Raw genomic sequence first — 18,939 nt, forward strand, 5'->3', positions numbered from 1 at the left:
GGGAGGCGGCCCGCGGCGTCCTCCGGCGCGGCCGTGTCCGCGCCCGGATCGGCCGGGGCCGGGGATACGAGGACCGGGCGTCGCGCGGAGCGGGCCGTGCTCATCGTGCCTATCGCGCCCCCGGCCGTCCCGCCGGTGCGGCGAGTTCACCCAGCATTCGGGCGGCCGGTGCCGGGTCGACCAGCCACTTCAGGTGGCTGCCCGCCAGCGTGCGGACGTCGTACGGGTTGTCCGGCGTCAGCTCGTTGCCCTCGCGGATCAGCCGGTCCTGCAGGACGAGGGGCAGGCTCGTGTCGTCGGCCAGGCGGATGTACGTCTTGGGGATGCGGCCCCATGTCTCGGCCTGTGCCCGGTCGGTGGTGGCGCCGGCGTCCAGGTTCTCGTCGGGCTGGAAGGTGTTCAGGAGGGTGAGGAACTGCTCGTCGGTGCCGTCGGCGATGAAGGCCGCCTTGAACGCCGCGAGCACGTCCGGGTCAGCGGTGCGGAAGTTGACGCGGAGCAGGCCGAGTTCGGCCGGGTTTCCGACGAGCGCCGAGGCGAAGGTGGCGGGGTCGACCGTGGCCATCTCCGGCTCGGCGTAGTAGTCGGTGACGTCGAGGTCGACCGGGGCCCAGGCCGAGACGTAGACGATGCGGTCGATCAGTTCCGGGCGGGCGTTGGCCGCCGCGGTGGCCGTGATCCCGCCACGGCTGTGGGAGACGAGGATCACCGGCCCGTTCTGCTTGGCCCGTTCCAGGATCCCGATCAGGTGCGCGGCATTGTCGGCGAGCGTGACGCCCTTGATCGAGCCGGGTGCCGTGGCGAGCCCTTCGGGATCTTGTGGGGTCTGGTAGGCGGGCGTGTAGGTCGCCTGGAATCCATGGCCGGGCAGGTCTACGGCGACCGACCGGTGTCCGAGGAGGCCGAGCTCGGCCTGGAGCGGTGCGAAGGAGAAGGAACTCGAAAAGGCTCCGTGGACCAGTACGAACGTCGGTTGCATCTGTCTGCTCACTTTCTTGCATCCTGCGGCATCGGCGGCTTGCGCGTCGATGATGAACTGCTCGAAGGGGACGTCCCCGTAGGACCGGAGGGCGGGGGGCGTCGTCACGTGGGAGGGTCCTCCAGCGGGACACCTCCCGGCCGACGGCGGTTGTTGCTGCTGTCAACGGCTTCTCGTGGAGGCCTTGTTCGCGGTGATGACCGCATCCGGATCGGTGTGACGTTGCCGTCCAGCGGAGCCTTCTGCCGGCCCGGGCCTCGCGAGCCACAGGCCGGTGAACACGGCGGTGGCCAATGTGACGGCGCCGGCCGCGACGAAGGCGCTGTTGAGGCCGGTCTCGATGGAGGCACCGCCGGATTGCCGGGTGCGGACGACGGCTCCGAGTACCGCAACGCCGAGCACCGCGCCGATCTGCCGGGTGGTGCTGCTGACGCCGGAGGCGAGGCCGCCTTCCTGCGTGCTGACCGCTTGGATGGCGGCGCCCGTCAGCGGAGACAGGGTCAGGGCGAAGCCGGTGCCGACGGCTCCAAGACGCCACCACACGTTCCCGTAACCGGTGTCGGCGTGCACCGTGCCCAGCGCCAGCAGTCCCAGCCCGGCCAGGGCCAGGCCGGTGGTGACCACGATGCGGAAGCCGTACCGGGCGGCGAGCCGGCCCGCGTACGGGCTGACGATCACCATGGCGACGGAGACGGGGAGGGTCTGCAGGCCGGCGCGCAGGATCGAGCTGCCCTGGACGTACACGAAGAACTGGGAGAAGAAGAACGACGAGCCCATGAGCGCGAACCCCACCACCACCATGGCGGTGTTGGACACGGTGAACAGCCGCTGCCGGAACAGCCGCAGCGGCAGCATCGGAGCGCTACGACGCGCTTCGACGGCGACGAAGGCGACGAGGAGGATCAGCGCGGCAGCGAAGCTGCCCAGGATCACCGGCGACGTCCAGCCGCGGGCGCCCCCCTCGATCAGCCCGTAGGTCAGTGCCCCCACCGCCATCACGGACAGCACCGTGCCCGGGGTGTCGATCGCGGGGGCGCTCGGATTGCGGGACTCGCCGAGGTGGCGCAGGCCGACCAGCAGCAGGACCACCCCCATGGGCAGATTGACCAGGAAGATGGCGGGCCAGCCGAAGGCTTCCGTCAGCACGCCGCCGGCCACAGGGCCTGCGGCCAGACCGATTCCGCTGAATCCGGCCCACAGCCCGATCGCCTTCACCCGTTCTTGTGGCAGGGGATGGGCGGCCACGAGCAGAGCCAGCGAGGCAGGACTCAGCGCCGCGGCCCCGATGCCCTGCAGCGCCCGGCCGGCGACCAGCCAGCCGACCGAGGGCGCGAGGCTGCACAGCACCGAGGCGACGGTGAACACCGCCACGCCGCTCAGGTACACCCGCTTGCGGCCGAAACGGTCGGCGAAGATGCCGCCGGACAGCAGCAGCATGGCTACCAGCAGTACGTACGCGTCGACGATCCATTGCAGACCGGTCAGCTGAGCATGCAGCCGGTGCTGCATATCGGGCAGCGCCGCTCCCACGATCGTGTTGTCGAGCAGGACCATGAATTGGCCCAGGCAGGTCACCGTGAGCAGCACGTCCCGGTTGGGTCGACCGCCCCCGGCCACAGGCGATGCGGTCATGGAGATTCCCCTCAATCGTCAGTAGCGCCCGGCCGCGGTCGACGCGGATGGCGATACACCTGAGCAACCTAACGCAGTCGGTGACTGCGTTAGGCGACTGTAAGGAAGATCGCGACACAAACGCAAGTCACTACTGCGTTAAGGTGGAGACATGAGCGAAGGACAGCGAGCCCGGCGGCCCGGCGGGCGCAGCGCCCGCGTCGCCGCGGAGGTGCACCAGGCCGTCACCGCCCTGATCAGCGAGCGCGGCTACGGCAACTTCACCGTCGGCGAGGTCGCAGCCCGCGCGGGCGTGGCCGACAGCAGCATCTACCGCCGGTGGGGCAGCCTGGAGACCCTGCTCAGCGACGTGGCGCTCACCCGCCTCAACGCGCAGTCGCCGATGCCCGACACGGGGAGCCTGGCCGGCGATCTGCGCGCCTACGCGGCCAACGTGGCCCGCGAGATCACCGGACCCGACGGTCTGGCGGTGGTGCGCCTGGCCGTCGCCCTGTCGAACAAAGGTCAGCAGGGCCTGCGGGCGGGTGACGACCTCCGAGCCGACCGCATGCGGCAACTGCAGTCCATGCTCGATCGCGCCCAGGAACGTGGCGAACAGGCACCCGACGCGTACGGCGTGCTGGACCACATCCTGGCCCCGATGTACATCCGCGTGTGGTTCGGCATGGTCCCGCTCACCCCGGACTACATCGACGGGCTGGTCGACCGGTTGCTGTGACCTCAACCCGGTTCCCGGGATAGCCCTCGGACGCGGTGCCGGGGCTCGCTCCGCGAGGTGCCGGCCGGGTTCGTCATCGAGCCCGCCCCGCTCGGCGGCGCTCGGGTCGGAGCCGTTGCCGGCCGGCAAGGCGGCCTGCACCTTCTCCGCGCGCCCGGCCGGTGTCAGCATCGTCTCGGCCGGCCGGGCCGAGTGGCGCGCAGGGGCAGCTCCTCGTAGACCCTCGGCAGTTTCTGGGCAGCCGCGATCGCGGCCCGGCGTCGCGCCACCGTCGCGGTGCCACGGCAGAGAAGGTCATGCAGGTGCGCGGGTGGCCCGGATGAAGCGGGTGCCCCACTCCCGGACGTGCGCGGCGAACTCCGGCGGCCCCAGGACCTCGAACTCGGCGCCCACGTTGCCCAGTGCCTGGGTCGGCCAGTCGAGGGAGGTCGAGGTCATGGTGAGCCGGCAGCTGTCCTGGTCGAGCGGTTCGATCGTGCCCCAGCGGCCCACCACCTGTCGCACCCGCTCGGAGGGCGCATGCACAAGGACCTCGACCGTGTGCGGAGCCGGGGCGCCGCTCGCTGCCTGGACCAAGGCCACGGCGTCCTCGGTCGGGAGCGGGCGCGGCCGAAAGCGCGTGCCGGTCGCCGTCGGCTCGGTCAGCCGGTCGAGACGGAAACCGCGCCAGTCGTGCCGACCCAGGTCGTAGGCCACCAGGTACCAGCGTCCTCCGAGTGCGACGACGCGGTGCGGCTCGACCTCGCGCTCCGTGGGTGCGGAGCCCCTGGCCGTGTAGCCGAACCGCAGCCGCTCCTCGTCCCGGCAGGCCTGGGCGACCGTGGTGAGCACCCCCGCCGCGACGACCGGCCCTGACACGACGGCGGAGAGGGTCATGGCCCGCAAGGCGTCCACCCTGGCCCGCAGCCGGGGCGGCAGGACCCGCACCACCTTGGTGAGTGCGCGAAGCGATGCCTCCTCCATCCCCGCGATCCCGCTCTGCGCCGCGTCGCCGACGCCCACCGCGAGGGCCACCGCCTCCTCGTCGTCCAGCAGCAGCGGCGGCAGGACGGCGCCGGGCGCGAGCTGGTAGCCGCCGTCGGTGCCCCGTGCCGCGCCGACCGGGTAGCCGAGCTCGCGCAGCCGCTCGACATCGCGGCGCAGGGTCCGCTCGGAGACCCCGAGCCGGTCGGCCAGTTCCGGGCCGGACCAGTGCCGGTGGGTCTGCAGCAGCGAGAGCAGTCTGAGGGTCCGTGAGCTGGTGTTCGCCATGGCGACACATCCTGCCTCGGCTTCCGGCCAGAAAGTGGCCGGAAGCCTTTCTAGGGTCGATCTCGACGGGAACACCGGACACACCCGAGGCAGGCACAGAGAAATGATCACCCGTGAGATCCAGCTGACCGCCCAGATCACCGGCACCCCCGTGCTCGGCCATTTCACCGTCGCCGAGACCGAGGTGGACGGCGAGGTCCTGGTACGCACCGACCAGATCGGGCTCGCCGCGACCTACCTGGAGCTGATGCGGGCCGACTGCACCATCCCGGTCCCCGCCTGGCAGCCGGGGCAGCGGGTAGGGGTGGCCGCCATCGGCACCGTGGTGCGATCCGACAGCCCCGAACTCGGGGTCGGCGACCTGGTCCGGTCGATGACCGGCTGGAGCGAGTACTCGGCCGGCCCGGCCGGCTCGTACCTCAAGCTCGACCGCGAGCTCTTCGCCGACCCCGGTTACCACCTCGGCCAGGGCCCGACCGCCTACTACGGGATGGCCGAGGTGGCGGCCGTAGGCGAAGGCGACGTGGTCTTCGTCTCCGGTGCGGCGGGCGGGGTCGGCTCGCTGGCCGGGCAGATCGCCAAGTGCCTCGGCGCGGCGCGGGTGATCGGCAGCGCCGGCAGCCCGGCGAAAGCCGACTACTTGGTGAACGAGCTCGGCTACGACGCCGCCTTCGACTACCACGACGGCTCCCTGGCCGACCGGCTGGGGGAACTCGCGCCCGAGGGCATCTCGGTCTTCTTCGACGTCGTGGGCGGCGAGCAGTACCAGGGCGCGCTCCAGGCGGCCCGGCCCGGAGCACGCTTCGCTCTCTGCGGCTCACTCTCCAGCCAGCTCGGCGACGCGGCGCAGCGCTTTCCGCGGCCCGACCGCGCGGCGGCCGAGGCCAAGGGCGTCGAGCTGCTGCCGTTCTCCTGCCACCACACGCCCGATCAGATCACCGCCTGGCGCGAGCACTTCAGCAGCTGGCTGGGCGAGGGCCGCTTCGTCTACCCGCAGACAGTGGTCGAGGGCGGGATCGAGGATGTGCCGCAGGCGTTCCTCTCCCTGCTGCGGGGTTCCTACCGGGGCAATGTCTCGGTGCGGCTGTCGTGACCACACTCTCCCTCCGGGCCCTGAACCGGGCGTTGATGGAACGCCAGTTCCTGTTGACCCGCACCGGTCGCACCCCGCTGGAGGTGATCGGGCGACTGGTTGCGCTGCAGGCGCAGGAGCCCAACTGGGCCTACGTCGGGCTGTGGAGCAGGATCCACACCTTCGCGCAGTCCGAGCTCACCGCACTGCTGCAGGACCGGCAGGTGGTCCGCTCCGGTCTGCTCCGCAGTACCCAGCACCTCGCCGCGGCCGACGACTTCCGCCGGTTGCGGCCGTTGCTGCAGCCCGTGCTCGACCGCACGGCCGGCTCGCCCCACTTCACCCGGAACAACACGGGCCTGGACGCGGCGTCCTTGGTGGCCGAGGGACTCGACCTGCTCGCGGGAGGGACGCTGTCGCGCGACGAGCTGGCCCGGCGGCTGGCCGAACGCCATCCGGGACGCGACGGGCGCATTCTGGCCGGGGAGGTTGAGCTGCGCACTCCCCTCGTCCATGGCGCGGCCACCGGCGCATGGGGCTCGTGGGGAAACCGGTCGGCGGTCTCGGTCACGCCCGCCGAGGTCTGGCTGGGGCAGCCGATGGCGACGGCAGCGACGGCGCCTGCCGCCAGGGCTTCGGCCAAGGAGCTGATCCGCCGCTATCTGGCGGCTTTCGGCCCGGCGGGAGTGAAGGATGTTCAGGCCTGGTGCGGGCTGACCCGCCTGGGCGAGGTCGTCGCGGAGATGCGCGCCGAACTGCGCCGCTACTGCGGCCCCGACGGCAGGGAACTGATCGATCTGGCCGACGCCGAGCTGCCCGACCCCGAGACCCCCGCCCCGGTGCGGCTGCTGCCCGTCTTCGACAACGCCCTGCTCGGCCACGCCGACCGGACCCGCGTCATCAGCGACGAGGACCGAAAGCGGGTGATGCCCGGCCGGGCCCGGGTACGGCCCGCCTTCCTGGTGGACGGCCGGGTGCACGGAACCTGGTCCCTCGACGCCGGGACGCTGCGGCTCACCCCGTTCCGACCGCTCCGCGCAACCGATCGGGTGGCCCTGGAGCAGGAAGCCGACCGGCTCCTGCCGTTCGTGGGAGGCAGGATGGTGTCCTGCGGCGACCCGGTCGCGACCCGCTCGTCGTGAGATTCCACCCCGGCATCTACCGCTGGAAGGGGGCCAGGCGAAGCGAGCGCCCGATGGGTGACCCGAGCACGAGCTGTTGCGTCATCACGGTCGTACCGTAGTCCAGGTGCAGCGTGATGTCGTCGGGCAGCGGCCCGAGGTCGTTGAGGCGGTCCTGGGTGGGCGCCGGGCAAGGGGGGTTCAGCGACGGCGGCGGGCCGGTCTTCGATCCGCTGCCGGCGTGCTTCGGGGGCGCTCTCAGGCGCGGCGTCGGTTGCTGTCGTGGCGGAGCCGCTCGGCGTGGGTTGCGAGGGCGTCGAGGCGGGCGGCGAGGTCGGGGTGTTCCGCCCCCAGATGGGAGCGGATGAGGGCCAGGGGGGCGAGGAGGTCGGCGGCGTCGGCGGTGCCGAGCGCGGCGGTCAGGGCGGCCTGGGCCGGGCGCGCCGCGGGGGCCAGGCCGGTCAGGGTGGTGATCTGGGCGGCGAGGACGCGAAGGTCGGCGGCGGCGCTGTCGCGGGCCCAGGTGGTGATGGTGCGCTCGGCGGCGCGGTGGTCGCGTACGGCTTTGACGCGTTCGGCACCGGTGGTGGTGGGACCCGGGCTCGGCGTGCCGGCGGTGGGGCGCAGGCGCAGGTAGCGGTTCTCGGCGGCCTGGCGGCTGGCGACGCCCATGGGCTGTGCGAGGTCGGCCCAGGTGGCGCCTGCGGCGCGGGCGGTCTCGACCAGGCCGGCTTCCCAGCCGGCGAGCTCGGTGCGCAGTTCGCGCAGCAGCAGGAGAGCGGCGAGGGCTTGTTCGGGGCCGGTGGACGGCTCTGGGCCGGTACGGGTGCCGGGGGCCCGGGCGGTGCGGACGGCGTCGTCTATGGCGGCCAGTGCGGTGGCCGCGGCGAGGAAGGAGGCGGGCTCGCAGGGCGGGGTCGCTCCGGCCGGGGCGGGTTCGGGTTTCACGGGCATTCTGTGTCACTCTCCACATGACGTGCGCGCTTGTCATCGGATGGATGACATGTTAGAACGGATTCGAGTGAAGCGCACTGGCACCCTTTGGGTCACTGGAGGTGTTTCGCGATGCTGATGCGCACCGATCCTTTCCGCGAGCTGGACCGTCTGACCCAGCAGTTCCTGGGCGGCAACGGCACCTGGTCGCGTCCGGCCCCGATGCCGCTGGACGCCGGCCGGGTGGGCGACGAGTACGTGGTCTGCTTCGACCTGCCGGGTGTGGACCCGGAGGCGATCGACATCGACGTCGAGCGGAACATGCTGACCGTCAAGGCCGAGCGCCRTCCGCGCCACGAGGGCGAGGACGTGACGTGGGAGCTGTCCGAGCGCCCGCTGGGCGTGTTCTCCCGCCAGGTGATGCTCTCCGACACCCTCGACCCCGAGGGCATCAGCGCCGACTACGACGCCGGCGTGCTGACCCTGAAGATCCCGGTCGCCGACCGCGCCAAGCCCCGCAAGATCGCGATCAGCCACCGGGGCGACCACCGGCAGATCCAGGCCTGACACCACCAGGACGCCCCCGGAACGCGGCCGTCCCGCGCGGATCCCTCTCCCCCTCCTGTTGCGCGCGGGACGGCCCGTACCCCGGCCGCGTCCCGCAAGGCGGTGCCCGGCAGAGGGTGAGGGCGCCATGCTCGACCAGCAGACGGTCAGGAGCGCGGTGGTGGCCATGGGTGGCGACCTCGACATCGCCACCGCCACCGCCCCCACGCCGCGCCGCGAGCTGACCACCGCACTGAACGCCCACCGCGAGGTGGTGCTCGACCAGTCCGGGGTGGACTTCATGGACTGCGCGGGCCTGGGCGCCCTCGTCCACGCCCACAACCTGGCCGGCCGGCTCGGCGCACGGCTGGTCCTGCGCGGCGCAGGCCGCCCCGTACTGCGGCTGCTCAAGCTCACCGGCCTCGACCGGCGCCTGAGAGCGGAACCTGGACCAGGGGCGCCCGCGGGCGCCCCCCGAGCGAAGGGAGAGACGCGGTGACTCTGCGATGGGAGGCGTTCTTGGACCAGGTCCGGGAACGCGGCGAATACGACACCCCCGAGGAGGCCGAGCGGGCGGCCCGCGTCGTCCTGGCGCTGCTCGGCGCCCACCTGGTCGGCCAGGTGCGTGCCGACCTCGCGGCCCGGCTGCCCGAGACCTTCGCGCTGATCCTGCTCAACCCGCTGCAGGCCGCAGAGCCGCTCACCCCCGAGAGGTTCGTGCGTGCCACCGCGGCCTGGATCGAGGGCGCCACCGAGACCACCGCCCTGTGGGACATCGGCGCGGTCCTGTCCACCACCGCCGACGCCGCGGGCGAGGACCTCGTCCAGCACGTCCTGCTGCAACTGCCCCCCGGCTACGACGTCCTCTTCGGCCGCCCCCGGCCCGGCCTGCGTCCCTGACCCGGCGCGAGGCGCCGGCCCCGCCGGTACCCGGCCAGGTGGTGCGGGACACGCCAGGCGCGGCACGATCGAAGGACGGACAGCTTCTCTACCGGAAGGGAGGCCCCGCACATGTCCATCCGGCCCCGTGACCCCGCGGACGTCGGCGCGCCCGTGCCACTGCTGCGGTTCACCACGATGACGCCCTCCGGGACGAACGCCCGGGTCCTCAGCCTGTACGGCGAGGTGGACCAGGACCGGCGCCGGCAGCTGCACGACGCCCTCGCCGAAGCCGTCAGGGCCGGCCCGCCCAGGCTGGTCGTCGACCTGTCCGGCCTGACGTTCTGCGACTCGACCGGCCTGAACGCCCTGCTCCAGACCCGCCTGGACGCCGATGCGGCCGGCGTGCGGCTGCTCCTGGCAGCCCCTCCACCGAACGTGATGCGGCTGCTGGAGATCACCGGCACCGCAGCGCTGTTCACCATCCGCGGCAGCGTCCCCGCCGCGCTCGTGGACCAGCCCCTTCCGGACAAGCCGTGAGCACCGTGGAGGCACCGCTGCGCTACGCCATCACCCTGCCCGGCCCCACCGGCGGCCACGCCCCTCCCCGGCTCGTGCTCGTGCAGGCCACCGGCGAGATGAGCGCCGACGGCGAGCCGGTCTCCCCGGGCGCCCACGGGGCACTCCGAGTGGGGATCGAACCGGGGGGCCCGCCCGCCGTCCGCGGAAGGCCGGCGCGCGCGACGTGACGTCCACTCGATTCCCGTACGAGGAGTTCTCCCTTCCGTCGTGGGAGCGTCGGGACTCCGGGCTCCGCCGGGGACGTAAGGGAGAGAGCTATGACCAAGTCAAGGCGCAGGTTCGGCATCGGCGCCACGGTGGCCGCGGTCGTGGCCGCGATGATCACCTTCACGGGGTTGCAGGGGGCCAGCGCGCAGGACCAGGCGCGCCGCGGCTGGGACCACTTCGGGTTCGGGGTGCCGTGGGAGGAGTCCTACGGGTACTCGCAGGGCATCAGAGCCGGGGACACGATCTACATCTCGGGGCAGGTGTCCCACGACGCGGCCGGGAACTTCGTGGGCGCCGGCGACTTCGAGAAGCAGGTGCGCACGTCGTTCGACAACCTGGACAAGGTCCTCGCGCACTACCGGGTCCCCCGCAGCCAGATCATCAGCATGAAGATCTTCACGAAGGACCTCCGCACAAACTTCGACACGGCCGCCAGACTGCACAAGGAGTACGTCGGCAACCACCGCACGACCGACACCATCGTCGGTGTATCCGACATGTCGGTCCCCGAACAGCTCGTGGAGATCGAGGCCATCGTCCAGGTCTCACCGCGCTCCTGATCACGTAGGCCGAGGATCGCCTGAAGAGTGCGTCGGCGTCCGGTGGACGGGCGTGCGGGACCGGCTGCCGGCGTCCTGTCCGCAGTGGCAGGTGCTGCTGCTGGTGCTGCTGGTGGCGAGCACCGGCTACGGCCGTCTCCCCGGGCCCGGTACCGGCCCGGGGAGACGGCGGTGCGCACCGGCCGGAACATCGTGGTTCAGCCGGCGGCGATCGGCCCGAGCCAGGTCCCACCCGACACGTCGATCGTCTGGCCGGTCACCCAGCGCCCCTGCGGGCCCGCGAGGAAGCCCACGACGTCGGCGACGTCCTCCGGCTCGCCGATCCGTCCGAGTGCGGTGATGGCCTCCAGGCCCGCTACGACCTCCGGGATCGAGGTGTAGCCGGCGGTCAGGTCGGTGCGCACGGCTCCGGGCGCGACCGTGTTCACCGTGATGCCCCTCGGGCCCAGCTCGTTGGCGAGCGAGGGTCCCATGGCCTCCAGCGCCGCCTTGCTGACCGTGTAGCCGATCTGGGTGGAGACCGCGAACCGGCTGGCCGTCGACCCCATGTTGATGACGCGCCCGCCGTCGTTCAGCAGCGGCAGCGCCCGCTGGACCACGAAGAACGGGGTGCTCACGTTGACGGCCATCAGCGTGGCGAACTCCTCCTCGGTGACCTGACCGATCGAGTTGCCCGAGCTGATACCGGCGTTGTTGACCAGGATGTCCAGGCCCTTCGCACCGTGTTCCGCCAGCCCGCGGACCAGCCCCTCGAACAGCCGGTCCACCGCTGCGGCCTCTCCGAACCGGGCCCGCACGCCGAAGGCGCGCCCGCCCGCCCCCACGATCCGTGCCACCGTCTCCTCGGCGGCAGCCTCGTTCCCGCCGTAGTGCACCGCCACCAGCGCCCCCTGAGCGGCCAGACGCAGTGCGACGGCCCGTCCGATACCACGCGATCCACCGGTCACCAGTGCCGTCTTGCCGGCCAGCTGCTCGCCCATGTCCGTACCCCTCTGCCAGGTGTTCGTGCCGCGCCCCCGATGGGCCCCGTCGACGGCGTCACTCTCGTTCGCAGCGCTCACCGCTCCCTCACCGGCGGCTCACCGCCCCAGCGGTCGACGGCGGCGCTGCCGGCCGCCCCGGCCGGGTCGCGGTGGGTGGCGGTGTCGTCGTGTACCTGGCTCCCCGCGTCCGGGGTCCTGTCACAGGCCGGGGGCGCCCCAGAGCGGAAACCAGCGGCTCAGGTCCTCCTCGAGGCGCAGGTCGTCCTTGACCGTGGCCTTGACCTGGAGTTCCAGCGGGTTGTCGCGTTTGTGTCCGGGCAGCGGCGCGAAGGGGTAGAAGGTGCCCCGCTTGTAGAGGTAGACGAGTGCGAGGGGGCGCAGCTCGGCATCGTGGAAGGTGACCAGGGAGCAGAGGAGCTGGGGGCCGAAGCCGCTGTCCTGCAGGGCGGTGTTCACCGCGTGCAGGTCGCCGACCAGGGCCGGCAGGCTGTCGGGGCCGCGGCGGGAGAGCAGCCAGGAGTATCCGTAGGCGTCGCGGCTGAGCTCCACGGGATTGCCGGCCCGTTCGGAATCGGCGTCCAGGAGGTCTCGTACGTCCTGCCGGACCTGGGTGAACGCACCGCCCTCCGTGGAGGCGAAGCACACCGAGCCGGCCCCGGTAGGGGTGAAGCCGATGGCTGCCTGGAGCGTGATCGCCGCCGAAGGGAGGCCGAACAGCTGGTCCAGGTCGGGCTTGACGGGCTTGGTCCGGCCGAACACGGAATCCCAGAGTCCCACGGCCTCAGCTCCTTCTCATGGCGTCCCGCCGCCGGGTCCGCCCAGTTGTACGGAGATCTCCGCGAGCGCCGCGAGCCGGCGTTCCAGGCTGGGGTGCGTGGAGAACAGGGTGGCCATCGCCGTGCCGGGCTTGAGGGCGGGGGTGAAGAAGAACGCGTTGAACGCCTGGGCGGTCCGCAGGTCCTCGGTGGGGATGCGGGCGATGTCCCCGGTGACCTTCGTCAGCGCCGAGGCCAGCGCGGAGGGCTTCCCCGTCAGCATCGCCGCGGCGCGGTCGGCGGCCAGTTCGCGGTAGCGCGACAGCGCCCGGATGAGCAGGAAGCTGACGGCGTAGACGAGGGCGGAGACCGCCATGACGGCCATGAAGACGACGGCGGTGTTCTGGTCCCGCTGGTCGCGTCCGCTGAACAGCTGGGAGTAGAACGCGAAACGGACGACGAGTCCGGCGATCACCCCGAGGAACGAGGCGATGGTGATCACCGCGACGTCGCGGTGCGCGACGTGGGAGAGCTCGTGGGCGAGGACGCCTTCGAGCTCCTCCGTTTCCAGACGGCGCATCAGTCCGGTGGTCACGCAGACCACGGCGTGGTCGGCGTTACGGCCGGTGGCGAAGGCGTTGGGCAGGTCCATGCCCGAGAGGGCCACCCGGGGTTTGGGCATGTCYGCCGTGGCGCACAGCCGGTCGATCACCCCGTGCAGCTGCGGTTGTTCCTCAGGGGTGACGAAGCGGCCGTGCATCGCGTACAGCGCGATCCTGTCGGAGTACCAGAACTGTGCGGCGAGCATGGCGGCGGCGATGACGACCACCAGGACGACGGACTTGAGCAGCACGATCAGCGCGGCGATGAACACCACGTACACCAGCCCGAGCAGGAACATGGTGACCGCCATGCGGGCGGTCAGCTGCCGGTCGGGCTCGAAGCGGCTGCGCACCGTCATCACCTCGGGGTCAGGCCCTCGTCATACCGGCAGTGCCGTACCGGAATCCGCATGATCATGATGTCGCCTCCTGCCCGACGGGCCGTTCGGGGCATCGGGCGCCCCGGGCCCTCCACCGCCGCCGGGGCGGACGCAGTCGGCAGCCGTGCTTCACCCGGCCCGCGCGGCCGGCAGGGTGGCGTCCTCCGGCGCACCGAGGCGATCAGCTCGTCCAGGACACCCGCACGGGCCTGCATCTACTCAGTATTGTCCCGGGCACGCCGCATTGCCAGGCCGGCATCGCCCTCGCCCGTCTCCTCACCGAACGGGTTCGGTTCGTACGGTCCGACCGGGCCGCTGGGCTCTGCGCACGCCGCATGCCGCATGCCGACCGGTAGCCGACCGGTAGCGGACCGGCGCAGCGCGCGCCCCCGGACCTCACGACGTCGGGCTCGCCCCGAGATGGCGCTCCAGCCAGCGGGCGGCGGCGCGTCGGTAGGTGCGGCGGTTGTCCGCCCGGAGGAATTCGTGGCCTTCGTTGCGGAGCACCAGCAGTTCCGCGGGCAGCCCGCGGTCGCGGGCGGCGCCGACGAACTGCTCCGATTCGGTCGGCGGGACGTTGGTGTCGTGCTCGCCGTGGACCGCCAGGACGGGAACGCGCAGCTCGTGGACGCGGCTCATCGGGGACAGGGCGCGCAGCAGCTCCCGGTCCCGTTCGGGGTGCCCGTACTTGGCGGCCGCGGACTGGGCGATCCACGGTTCCGTGCCGGCGAAGAACGTGTCGAAGTCCGACATCCCGCAAACGGCCACTCCGGTGCGGAACAGCTCCGGATGCCAGACCAGCGAGGCCATCGTCAGGTAGCCGCCGTACGAGCGCCCCATGACCCCCAGCCGCAGGGGGTCGGCGTATCCGAGCGACACCACGTGGGCTGCGCAGTCGGCGACGTCGTCGATCGCCGCGAACCGGCCGGCGCCGAGGTCGGCGTCGACGAAGGACCGTCCCCAGCCGGACGAGCCCCGGACGTCGGGAGCGAAGACGTCCAGACCCCGGCTGAGGAGTTCGTGGTAGAGCGGGTTGAACACCGGCCGCTCCTGTTCCTCCGGACCTCCGTGGAGGTGGATCACGCACGGGGCCGGACGGCCCGGGTCCCGGTCCGGCGTCCGGTAGTACCAGCCGCCCAGCATCAGCCCGTCCCGGGCCCGGCAGCGCAGCGGCACCGGGCGTACGGGGGGCCGGCCGGGCGGGGCCGCCTCCTCGTCGCGCGCCGACCAGGGGGCGCGTACGGGGGTGCCGCCACCGGCCAGTTCCCAGATGCCGGGCCTGCGGAGCGAGCCCGACAGGGCCGCGAACGCCGCGCCGCGGCCCACGGCCATGCGGGTCACCACCTCGTGGGGCAGCTCCGGGCGGTGATGCGGTCCGGAGTCGCCCTCGCCTTCCGCGCCCGCGGTGGGCAGAGCGATGCTCTGCAGTTCGCTGGCGCCGTGGACGTTCCAGGCGACCAGGCCCCACCGCCCGTGGTCGGGGACGGTCAGCAGGTCGAGGGCGGACCCTTCACGCTCGGCCGCGACGAAGATGCCCCGGGAGGCGCCGTCCTCGTCCAGCCGGACCCCCAGGAGGGCCGCGTACTCCCGTTCCCAGTCGCTGCGCAGCCACAGGGTGCACGCGTCGGGAGAGAACCGGCCGATCCACGGGTCCCCGTCGGCGACCCGCAGCGCGCAGGTGGTGCGGCCCGACGCGGTGTCCAGTACGAGGCCCTCGCGGTGGCCGCGCGGGCCCCGGCGCAGCAGTGCGAACCGGCCGTCCGCGGTCATGTCGCAGACCCGCAGGGAGGCGGCTCCCCGTTCGCTGAACAGCAGGACCGGGGCGTTCGTGCCGTCCGGGTCGATGAGGTAGGCGGCCAGCCCGCCGCCCGGCGCCGGTCCGATACCCGGCGCCAGCCCGCCGCCCGGCGCCGGTCCGATACCCGGTGCCGGCGCGGCATCCGGCACCCGTCCCGCATCCGGCACCCGTCCGGCATCCGCTCGGCTGCCGGCGCCCGGAGCGAGCAGCCCCGTACGGGGGGCGGATGCCGGTCGGCCGGACCGGGGTGCGGCGCCTTTGCCGAGGAGGGTCGCGGATCCTCCGCGTTCGGTCCAGGCCTCCCCCGCGCCCCCCACCGGGGCCGTGGCCTCGGACACCGCGAGCCGTTCCGATGCGTCCCGCGAGAGGTGCCCGGGCCCGCTGTGCTCGGCGACCGCCTCCGACGACCAGGCGATCGTGACGGCGAGGGCGGAACCGTCGCGGGTCCAGGATCCGAGGTGAGCGGTGCCGCCCGCCTCGGCGCCGGCGAGCACGCGGCGGCCGGTCCCGTCGGGGCGCACCGCCAGGACCCGGGTGTGCTCGCCGCCGCCCGGGGCCGAGGTGTACGCGATCCAGCGCCCGTCGGGGGACCACGACACCTCGGTCACCGGGTCGGGGTCGGCGTCGAGGACGTGGGCCTCGGCGCTCCGGGCCGGCCCGCTCCACAGTTGCGGGACCCCTGCCCGGTCGCAGATGAACGCCACGTTCTCGCCGGTGGGGTCGGCCGCGGGATACCAGCATCCGTGGGCGGTGAGCAGGGCCGGCGGATCGCCGTGGTGGTCGTCCGGCACGTATACGGGCGCGGGCGCCGGTACGGGGACTTCGGACGTGCCGGAAGACGGAGCCGTCGGCTTCGTACGGTCCAGGGGCATGGCAGCCTCTCTCAGCCTCTCTCCGCTTCGCCGGGGCCGCGCCTCCGGCAGGCCGTCGCGGATCAGTGAATGCCGTGCACCTGCAGCCAGATCTCCAGCGAAGCCACCTGCCACAGCGTGCCGGCTCCCCGCTTGGCGCGGTGGCGGTCGGGTTCCGCCAGCAGTGCGGCCACGTGCCGCTGGTCGAAGATCCCGCGCCGGCGCGCCTCCGGTGCGGTGAGGGCCTCCCGTACGCGGGCCAGCACCGGCCCGGCCATCTGCCGGATCCCCGGCACGGGGAAGTAGCCCTTGGGGCGGTCCACGACCTCCAGGGGCAGGACCTTGCGGCCGATGTCCTTGAGCACGGCCTTGCCGCCCTGGTCCACTTTGAGCTCGGGGGGGCAGGCGGCGGCGAGTTCGACGAGCTCGTGGTCCAGGAACGGCACGCGTGCCTCCAGGCCCCAGGCCATCGTCATGTTGTCGACCCGCTTGACCGGGTCGTCGGGCATGAGCGCGTGGACATCCATCCGCAGGGCCGCGTCGAGGGAGGTTGCGGCGCCGCGGGCGGCCATGTGGGCGCGGACGAACTCCATGGAGGCGTCGTGGGCCGCGGCGACGGCCGGGTCCAGCATGGCGATGACCTCGTCGTGCGTCCGGTCGAAGTACGCGTCGGCGTACGCCGCGGGCGCGCCCTCCCGAGTGGCCGAGGCGATCGGCGGGTACCAGTGGTAGCCGGCGAACACCTCGTCCGCTCCCTGGCCGCAGAGCACCACCTTGACGTCCTTGGCGACCTGCTCGGACAGCAGGTGGAACGCCACGGCGTCGTGGCTGACCATCGGCTCGCTCATGGCTCCGATCGCGCCTTCCAGTGCGGTGGGGAGCCGGCTGGTGGGGATCACGAACTTGTGGTGGTCGGTCGAGAACGTGCGGGCGATGAGGTCGGAGAACCGGAATTCGTCGCCGTCCTCCCCCTTCTCCGCTTCGAATCCCATCGCGAAGGTGGGGAGGTCGGAACCTTCCAGCCCCTCCTCCGCCAGCAGGGCCACGATCAGGCTGGAGTCCAGGCCTCCCGAGAGCAGCACGCCGACGGGGACGTCGGCGACCATGCGCCGCCGCACCGCCGTGCGCAGCGCGTCGTGCACCGCGTCGCGCCACAGCGCCGGGTCCGTGCCGAACGCGGAGTGCCGGGTGTAGGAGGGCTGCCAGTAGCAGTGGTCGTGGTGGGTGCCGTCCCGCTCCACGACCCGGACGGTGGCCGGCGGGATCTTGCGCACTCCGGCCAGTACGGTCCTGGGCGCCGGTACCGTGCCGTGCCAGCTCAGGTACTGGTGGAGCGCCACCGGGTCGAGGGAGGTGTCGACTCCCCCGCCCGCCAGAAGGGCCGGAAGGGTGGAGGCGAAGCGGAGCCGGTGGGCGTCCTGGGTGACGTACAGGGGCTTGATGCCCAGGCGGTCACGGCCGAGCACGACGCGGCCCGTGTCGTGCTCCACGATGGCGAAGGCGAACATGCCGACGAGGCGGTCCACGCATTCCAGGCCCCACTGTGCGTACGCCTTGACGAGCACCTCCGTGTCGGAGTCGGAGAAGAACCGGTATCCGATGTCTTCGAGCCGGCCGCGCACCATGCGGTGGTTGTAGATGCAGCCGTTGAAGACCACCGTCAAGCCGAGCCGGGCGTCGGTCATGGGCTGGGCACCCCGGTCCGAGAGGTCGATGATCTTCAACCGCCGGTGCCCCAGGGCGACCGCCCCCTGCGACCACGCGCCCCGGCCGTCGGGCCCGCGCGATTCCAGCGTGTCGGCCATGCGTTCGACCGCGGCGAGGTCGGGACGGCCGCCGTCGAAGCGCACCTCCCCGCTCAAGCCGCACATGGGGCGCCTGCCGATCCGTCGGCACGCACAAGCGTTCCCCGTACTGCTCTCGTTCCCGAGGGCCCGGCCACGTCCGCCATATGTTCCTTCGCTCCCGTGCCGTTCGGCCCGCACCGTGCGGGCTGAACGGCGTCTGCCCGATCGTCCGCTCCCCAAGCCCGGGGGCCGCGTCCCCGATGGCGGGGACCGGCGTACGCGCGCCGCGGAGGCGCCGCACACCCGGCGGCCGGCACGCCCACGACCCTGTCCACGACGACACCCCCACTTATGCCCCTCCAGCTCACGGATCCACGCGGCCTCCGATGGACCACCCGACCGGCGCACGGAGCCGGCGCGCACGTCCGCGTCCGCGTCCGGAGCCGAACCCCGTCTCCTGCGGCGGGCAGTCCCCCCTGGATGCCGACCGTCGGGACCCCGCAACGGCCTGCTGACCAGCGCCGCCCTCGCGGCCGGTCGCCCCGACCGGAACCCGCTCTTGGCGGATCGCACAGACACACATCGCGACCTGCGGAGATGCCGCTCGTTACCGCTGGTCTTACGGGGGGTTATGGTCGTCCGGTCACGGACGGCGATCGGTCGTCCGTTCAACCCGGAGGAACCGACATGACTGATCTGAACTCACTGCGGGCAAGCCTTGCGTCAGGTGAGCACGAGTTCGCCGACACCCTGGCCTTCGTCGCCGCGCATTACGCGTATCAGCCGCAGGCGTTCCGCAACGGGGAACTGGAAAATGCCGCGGGTGAGAACGAGGGTTCCTGCAAGACGCTGGGCCTGGCCCTGCTGGAGGGGCTGAGCGACCACGAGGCGCTGCTGGCCTTCGGTGAGCACTACCGCAGTGTGCTGGCGACGCCGAACGACACCGACCACGGCAACATTCGCAACCTCATCACCCATGGCCTGGATGGGGTGAGCTTCGCCGGGCAGCCGTTGTCCCGCAAGAGCTGAACGGCGAAACCCGGGCGCCGGAGGCCGGGGCCCCGGACTTCGAGCCGTCGACGGCGAGCACCGCCGACTCGGCCAGGCCGGCCTCGGCGCAGCGGCCGAGCACCAGCCAGTCGCGGAGTTCAGTGGGCTAAGGGTTGTCCCGTAACTGCTGGTCACAGGTGAGATGATCTTGGTGTGGCTGGTGTGATCACGGCGTCGGAGCCGTCTTGGATAGCCCCGTTCACGGGGCTGAGTCCGCGCTGTTTCGGGAAGCTGGTGACCGTTTTGCGGCGCG

The 18,939-nt window shown here is 72.3% G+C and carries 19 protein-coding genes and 1 pseudogene; 11 read left to right on the top strand and 9 right to left on the bottom strand.

The genetic code is table 11. The features are described from left to right. Positions 1 to 109: 109 nt before the first annotated feature. Together AB4039_RS37010 and AB4039_RS37015 are read right to left on the bottom strand one after the other, a co-directional pair. Positions 110 to 979 carry an alpha/beta fold hydrolase gene (locus AB4039_RS37010; protein ID WP_442272818.1) on the bottom strand — a complete coding sequence of 290 codons (870 nt, stop codon included), beginning with the start codon at positions 977 to 979 and terminating at the stop codon, positions 110 to 112. A gap of 162 nt (positions 980 to 1,141) precedes the next feature. Further along, positions 1,142 to 2,611 carry an MFS transporter gene (locus tag AB4039_RS37015; protein ID WP_266845539.1) on the bottom strand — a complete coding sequence of 490 codons (1,470 nt, stop codon included), beginning with the start codon at positions 2,609 to 2,611 and terminating at the stop codon, positions 1,142 to 1,144. A gap of 151 nt (positions 2,612 to 2,762) precedes the next feature. Between AB4039_RS37015 and AB4039_RS37020 the strand changes: the two genes are divergently transcribed. Then, positions 2,763 to 3,329, top strand: coding sequence for a TetR/AcrR family transcriptional regulator (locus AB4039_RS37020; protein ID WP_442272811.1), 567 nt, complete (start codon positions 2,763 to 2,765; stop codon positions 3,327 to 3,329). Between the two features lie 294 nt (positions 3,330 to 3,623). Here the strand turns inward: AB4039_RS37020 and AB4039_RS37025 are convergent, their stop codons facing one another. Continuing rightward, positions 3,624 to 4,580 (bottom strand): helix-turn-helix transcriptional regulator, encoded by a 957-nt coding sequence (locus tag AB4039_RS37025; RefSeq protein WP_266845535.1) that lies wholly within the window; start codon positions 4,578 to 4,580, stop codon positions 3,624 to 3,626. A gap of 103 nt (positions 4,581 to 4,683) precedes the next feature. On the opposite strand from AB4039_RS37025, the gene AB4039_RS37030 reads away from it, so the two are divergent. Both AB4039_RS37030 and AB4039_RS37035 read left to right on the top strand, forming a co-directional pair. Continuing rightward, positions 4,684 to 5,673, top strand: coding sequence for an MDR family NADP-dependent oxidoreductase (locus tag AB4039_RS37030; protein ID WP_266845534.1), 990 nt, complete (start codon positions 4,684 to 4,686; stop codon positions 5,671 to 5,673). After that, positions 5,670 to 6,794 (top strand): winged helix DNA-binding domain-containing protein, encoded by a 1,125-nt coding sequence (locus tag AB4039_RS37035; RefSeq protein WP_442272812.1) that lies wholly within the window; start codon positions 5,670 to 5,672, stop codon positions 6,792 to 6,794. The genes AB4039_RS37030 and AB4039_RS37035 overlap by 4 nt, the downstream gene beginning before the upstream one ends. Before the next feature lie 237 nt (positions 6,795 to 7,031). Here AB4039_RS37035 and AB4039_RS37040 read toward each other — a convergent pair whose 3' ends face one another. Continuing rightward, entirely contained in the window at positions 7,032 to 7,727 is a 696-nt protein-coding gene (locus AB4039_RS37040; RefSeq protein ID WP_266845531.1) for a hypothetical protein, read from the bottom strand. A gap of 111 nt (positions 7,728 to 7,838) precedes the next feature. Here AB4039_RS37040 and AB4039_RS37045 point away from each other — a divergent pair, with 111 nt between their 5' ends. The 6 genes from AB4039_RS37045 (at position 7,839) to AB4039_RS37070 (ending at position 10,480) form a co-directional block, all read left to right on the top strand. Next, complete coding sequence (locus tag AB4039_RS37045; RefSeq protein ID WP_442272813.1) at positions 7,839 to 8,273, top strand: Hsp20/alpha crystallin family protein; 435 nt, start codon at positions 7,839 to 7,841, stop codon at positions 8,271 to 8,273. 127 nt (positions 8,274 to 8,400) lie between these two features. Beyond that, positions 8,401 to 8,751: an STAS domain-containing protein gene (locus AB4039_RS37050; protein ID WP_442272814.1), complete on the top strand. Its 351-nt coding sequence runs from the start codon at positions 8,401 to 8,403 to the stop codon at positions 8,749 to 8,751. Then, on the top strand, positions 8,748 to 9,152 hold the full coding sequence (locus AB4039_RS37055) for a DUF2267 domain-containing protein (protein ID WP_266845525.1): 405 nt from the start codon (positions 8,748 to 8,750) through the stop codon (positions 9,150 to 9,152). Before AB4039_RS37050 ends, AB4039_RS37055 begins: the two co-directional genes overlap by 4 nt. 111 nt (positions 9,153 to 9,263) lie before the next feature. After that, complete coding sequence (locus AB4039_RS37060) at positions 9,264 to 9,671, top strand: STAS domain-containing protein (protein WP_266845523.1); 408 nt, start codon at positions 9,264 to 9,266, stop codon at positions 9,669 to 9,671. Further along, positions 9,668 to 9,880, top strand: coding sequence for a DUF6296 family protein (locus AB4039_RS37065; RefSeq protein WP_442272815.1), 213 nt, complete (start codon positions 9,668 to 9,670; stop codon positions 9,878 to 9,880). Before AB4039_RS37060 ends, AB4039_RS37065 begins: the two co-directional genes overlap by 4 nt. 90 nt (positions 9,881 to 9,970) lie before the next feature. Continuing rightward, a complete protein-coding gene (locus AB4039_RS37070; RefSeq protein ID WP_442272816.1) occupies positions 9,971 to 10,480 on the top strand; it encodes a RidA family protein in 510 nt (169 codons plus the stop codon). 197 nt (positions 10,481 to 10,677) lie between these two features. Here the strand turns inward: AB4039_RS37070 and AB4039_RS37075 are convergent, their stop codons facing one another. From AB4039_RS37075 to AB4039_RS37095, 5 genes are all read right to left on the bottom strand, one after another. Further along, complete coding sequence (locus AB4039_RS37075; protein WP_266845683.1) at positions 10,678 to 11,460, bottom strand: SDR family oxidoreductase; 783 nt, start codon at positions 11,458 to 11,460, stop codon at positions 10,678 to 10,680. 201 nt (positions 11,461 to 11,661) lie between these two features. Beyond that, on the bottom strand, positions 11,662 to 12,240 hold the full coding sequence (gene pspAB / locus AB4039_RS37080; RefSeq protein WP_266845517.1) for a PspA-associated protein PspAB: 579 nt from the start codon (positions 12,238 to 12,240) through the stop codon (positions 11,662 to 11,664). A 15-nt stretch (positions 12,241 to 12,255) separates the two neighbouring features. Next, a complete protein-coding gene (gene htpX, locus AB4039_RS37085) occupies positions 12,256 to 13,173 on the bottom strand; it encodes a zinc metalloprotease HtpX (protein WP_266845682.1) in 918 nt (305 codons plus the stop codon). 423 nt (positions 13,174 to 13,596) lie between these two features. Next, on the bottom strand, positions 13,597 to 15,870 hold the full coding sequence (locus AB4039_RS37090) for a S9 family peptidase (RefSeq protein WP_442272817.1): 2,274 nt from the start codon (positions 15,868 to 15,870) through the stop codon (positions 13,597 to 13,599). A gap of 62 nt (positions 15,871 to 15,932) precedes the next feature. Further along, complete coding sequence (locus tag AB4039_RS37095) at positions 15,933 to 17,720, bottom strand: N-acetylglutaminylglutamine amidotransferase (protein WP_266845513.1); 1,788 nt, start codon at positions 17,718 to 17,720, stop codon at positions 15,933 to 15,935. Between the two features lie 603 nt (positions 17,721 to 18,323). Between AB4039_RS37095 and AB4039_RS37100 the strand changes: the two genes are divergently transcribed. Both AB4039_RS37100 and AB4039_RS37105 read left to right on the top strand, forming a co-directional pair. Then, complete coding sequence (locus AB4039_RS37100; protein ID WP_266845512.1) at positions 18,324 to 18,665, top strand: HopJ type III effector protein; 342 nt, start codon at positions 18,324 to 18,326, stop codon at positions 18,663 to 18,665. Positions 18,666 to 18,839: 174 nt separating this feature from the next. Beyond that, positions 18,840 to 18,939, top strand: a pseudogene (locus AB4039_RS37105) (IS5/IS1182 family transposase); the annotation flags it as partial.

Origin of the sequence: Streptomyces sp. M-16, assembly GCF_052114405.1 — a bacterium.
Lineage (GTDB): Bacteria > Actinomycetota > Actinomycetes > Streptomycetales > Streptomycetaceae > Streptomyces.

What these genes read in the sequence shown, in the direction of transcription:
- AB4039_RS37100 (WP_266845512.1), top strand. Translation starts at nt 18,324, where the DNA reads ATGACTGATCTGAACTCACTGCGGGCAAGCCTTGCGTCAGGTGAGCAC.
- AB4039_RS37090 (WP_442272817.1), bottom strand. Translation starts at nt 15,870, where the DNA reads ATGCCCCTGGACCGTACGAAGCCGACGGCTCCGTCTTCCGGCACGTCC.
- AB4039_RS37010 (WP_442272818.1), bottom strand. Translation starts at nt 979, where the DNA reads ATGCAACCGACGTTCGTACTGGTCCACGGAGCCTTTTCGAGTTCCTTC.
- AB4039_RS37095 (WP_266845513.1), bottom strand. Translation starts at nt 17,720, where the DNA reads ATGTGCGGCTTGAGCGGGGAGGTGCGCTTCGACGGCGGCCGTCCCGAC.
- AB4039_RS37070 (WP_442272816.1), top strand. Translation starts at nt 9,971, where the DNA reads ATGACCAAGTCAAGGCGCAGGTTCGGCATCGGCGCCACGGTGGCCGCG.
- AB4039_RS37025 (WP_266845535.1), bottom strand. Translation starts at nt 4,580, where the DNA reads ATGGCGAACACCAGCTCACGGACCCTCAGACTGCTCTCGCTGCTGCAG.
- AB4039_RS37075 (WP_266845683.1), bottom strand. Translation starts at nt 11,460, where the DNA reads ATGGGCGAGCAGCTGGCCGGCAAGACGGCACTGGTGACCGGTGGATCG.
- AB4039_RS37015 (WP_266845539.1), bottom strand. Translation starts at nt 2,611, where the DNA reads ATGACCGCATCGCCTGTGGCCGGGGGCGGTCGACCCAACCGGGACGTG.
- AB4039_RS37020 (WP_442272811.1), top strand. Translation starts at nt 2,763, where the DNA reads ATGAGCGAAGGACAGCGAGCCCGGCGGCCCGGCGGGCGCAGCGCCCGC.
- AB4039_RS37030 (WP_266845534.1), top strand. Translation starts at nt 4,684, where the DNA reads ATGATCACCCGTGAGATCCAGCTGACCGCCCAGATCACCGGCACCCCC.
- AB4039_RS37050 (WP_442272814.1), top strand. Translation starts at nt 8,401, where the DNA reads ATGCTCGACCAGCAGACGGTCAGGAGCGCGGTGGTGGCCATGGGTGGC.
- AB4039_RS37040 (WP_266845531.1), bottom strand. Translation starts at nt 7,727, where the DNA reads ATGCCCGTGAAACCCGAACCCGCCCCGGCCGGAGCGACCCCGCCCTGC.
- AB4039_RS37060 (WP_266845523.1), top strand. Translation starts at nt 9,264, where the DNA reads ATGTCCATCCGGCCCCGTGACCCCGCGGACGTCGGCGCGCCCGTGCCA.